Source organism: Priestia sp. P5_B4 (genome assembly GCF_056400385.1).
On sequence record NZ_JBFULJ010000447.1, the window covers coordinates 1 to 3,101 of the forward strand.

Here is a 3,101-nt window from a genome sequence, read left to right on the forward strand (position 1 = left end):
TATGGAGATCGTCACTTTACGAGAGACGATTACGTGGATTAATATTATTTTTCTTCAGCGAACACCTTTAATTATTCTCGTTTTACTATTTGGTTTTACCTGTTGCTTACTTGCTGCTACGAGTATTAGAACGATTAGTATTGTAAACGTATTTCTTTTATTTTTTATTGTAATATTAGGTTTCTTTGTTTCTTTTACAAACTTTCAATTTAAAGATTATTCTTTATTGCAGCCTGTTTTAGAAAATGGCTATTTTCCTGTTATTAAAAGTATTGTATTTCAAGGATCAGGGATGGTAGAGCTGCTGCTGCTGCTCTTTTTGCAGCACAAAGTGCCGCAGCCTATACGCTATAAGCATTTAGCGGTGGCTGCAATTCTCTTAACAGGCCTTACGATTGGACCTCTCATTGGAGCAATTACTGAATTTGGCCCTGTAGAAGCCTCTAAGCAACGTTTCCCTCCCTATGAAGAATGGGGAATTGCATCGCTTGGAAAGTTTATAGAGCATATCGACTTTCTATCTATTTATCAGTGGTTGTCGGGTACCTTTATCCGCATTTCGACCTTTCTTTTTATTATGAAAGAATTAGTTTCGTTTCAAAAAGGCCAAAAAAGGTTTCTTTTACTCATTCTAGTGGTTATTACTGTATGTACGCTGGCTCCTATAACGGACTTTGCTTTTTCAAATCTTTTATTTTTTACAATCATACCGGCTACTTTCTGGTTATTTGTTGCTTTCTCTCTTTTCTTAGTAGTCATAGTCTTTCTATTTTCTCATAAAACAAGGAGGGATAAGAGTGGAATTTTTTAAGAAGAAAAAAGACTACAGCTCTAAAAAACAAGAGGCGGAAAGTCTTTTAAAAGAAAGTTCTTCTCGTGCTCAGATAATCAATGAGTGTACGTTAAGAGATTTATTTGGAAAATGCAGCGATATTAACTTCGAGACCGTTTATTTTTATAACAAACGAGTGCTTATGATTTATTGTACCGGTCTAGTTAGTACGGAAATGCTATATGAAATGATTCCTAAAAAATTAGAGGAATGCTGTGCTAAGTTAGAGGGTKAAGTAGAAGGAGACAAGGTCATAAAATTATTAAATCTTCCCTCAGTTTCCATCGTTCAAGATGAAGAACAGGCAGTTTCAGAAATTTTTTCCGGGAAATTATTCATTGATTTTGGATCACCACAATCAGTTGTTTCTATCGATATTTCGGACCGTCCTCAAAGAAGCCCAGAAGAAACGAAAAATGAAGTAACCATATTGGGTCCTAGAGATAATTTTATTGAAGACTTACCTGTCAATATTGCTTTAATTCGCAAGCGTCTTAAATCAGTTTCCTTGTTAACAAACTCTTTAGAGATTGGAAAACGAACAAAAACAAAAGTAAGCATTTTATACATGGAAGATGTAGCTGACAAGAAGATACTTGACGAAATTATGGAAAAGTTAGGAGATATCGATATCGACGGTATTTTCAGCGGAACACAGTTAGAAGAGCTCATTAATAAAAATCCGTATAGCTTTTTTCCTCGACACGCTTATACAGGGAGACCTGATTTTGCGGTTCAATCTCTGTTAAATGGCCGGTTTATTATATTAATTGATGGAACTTCATATGCGTATGTTACACCCATTAACCTTTTTTACTTATTAAAGGGATCTGAAGATAAAGAAAATACATATTTATACAGCTCTTTTGAGCGTATTCTTCGAATCTTCGGGCTTTCTATCGCTGCTTTTTTGCCGGGTTTTTGGGTTGCAATGACGGCTTTTCATCAAAATCAGCTTCCGCTCAGCCTGTTAGCTACGATTGTTGAAGCAAGAAGAGGTGTTCCGTTTCCTACCTCTCTTGAGGCAATATTAATGCTTCTTTTATTTGAATTGTTTCGAGAGGCAGGGTTTAGACTGCCGACTTCTGTCGGGCAGACCCTCAGTGTAATTGGAGGGCTTATTATCGGTGATGCAGCCATTAGAGCCGGTTTAACCAGTCCTGCCATGCTTGTTGTCATTGCAGGTTCTACAATTGCTACGTTTACGCTAGCTAATCAGTCTCTTATAGGAACAATTTCACTGATCCGCTTTTTTTGTATTATCTGTGTCAGCATCTTAGGTTTCTTTGGATTTTTTATTTCCATCTTTTTAGTCATGATCTATATTACAAACATCCGAACGTTTGGTGTGCCATATTTTGAGTTAGCAACCCGTTTAGACGTGAAAAATATTTTAAAATCTCTCTTCCGTCTTCCCGAAAGTAAAAAAGCAACAAGAGCTAGTATGCTTAACCCAAGCGATTCCACACGCGAAAAAGGAGAAAGTTAGTGAAAGGGAATATAAGGAATTTACTTATACTTATTATGAGCTCTTTTTTATTGTTTCTTTCGGGATGCTGGGATACGAATGAACCGGAACAAATGGTATATGCACAAGGAATGGGGGTAGATTTTAAAGATAACCGTTACGTTCTTTACCTGCAAACCATCAATTTAAGTTTGTTAGCAAAATCCGAGGCAAGCGGTGCTGGCGCGGGTCAAGTCAAAGTAGAAGTTGGTTATGCAACAGGGAAAACCATTGATGAAGCTATTTTTAGATATTATCAAATTTCTCAGCGCAGAATCTTTTTTGGGCACTTAGCTTTCCTTGTTCTAACGGACGATGCGTTAAAGCATGGCGCTGTCAAATCGGCAGTGGATTTTTTAGATCGTTATCGGGAAACGAGATACAACATCTGGATGTATGCTACGAAAAGTCCTTTGAAAAAAACGTTGTTAGCTACGCCTATGTTCGAAGTATCGAACGCTCTTTCTCGCTTGAGCGATCCTAAAGTGATTTTTAAGCAAAACTCGTTTATTCCACCAATCGATTTAAGAGAGCTCATTATCCATCTTAATGAACCTAGTCACGAAGTAAATATTCCTCTCGTTCAGACTAAAGAACATTTAACAACGGATCAAAAAAAAGAAACAGCTATTCAAGTAAACGGAGCAGTGGCTATTACATCATCTGAATTAAAAGGAGTTTTTTCAGAGAATAAAATCAAAGGACTTAGATGGATAACGGATGAATTTGTACGAGCTGGTTTACGTGTAAGGCTCCCTGATC

The 3,101-nt window shown here is 36.9% G+C and carries 3 protein-coding genes; all 3 read left to right on the forward strand.

Going from position 1 to position 3,101, the window contains the following annotated elements:
• The coding region (locus AC1DRF_RS21050) for a GerAB/ArcD/ProY family transporter (RefSeq protein WP_477741601.1) at window positions 1-811 on the forward strand (811 nt) is incomplete at its 5' end.
• Window positions 798-2,321 carry a spore germination protein gene (locus tag AC1DRF_RS21055; protein ID WP_477741602.1) on the forward strand — a complete coding sequence of 508 codons (1,524 nt, stop codon included), beginning with the start codon at window positions 798-800 and terminating at the stop codon, window positions 2,319-2,321. The genes AC1DRF_RS21050 and AC1DRF_RS21055, both read left to right, overlap by 14 nt.
• The coding region (locus tag AC1DRF_RS21060; protein WP_477741603.1) for a Ger(x)C family spore germination protein at window positions 2,321-3,101 on the forward strand (781 nt) is incomplete at its 3' end. The genes AC1DRF_RS21055 and AC1DRF_RS21060, both read left to right, overlap by 1 nt.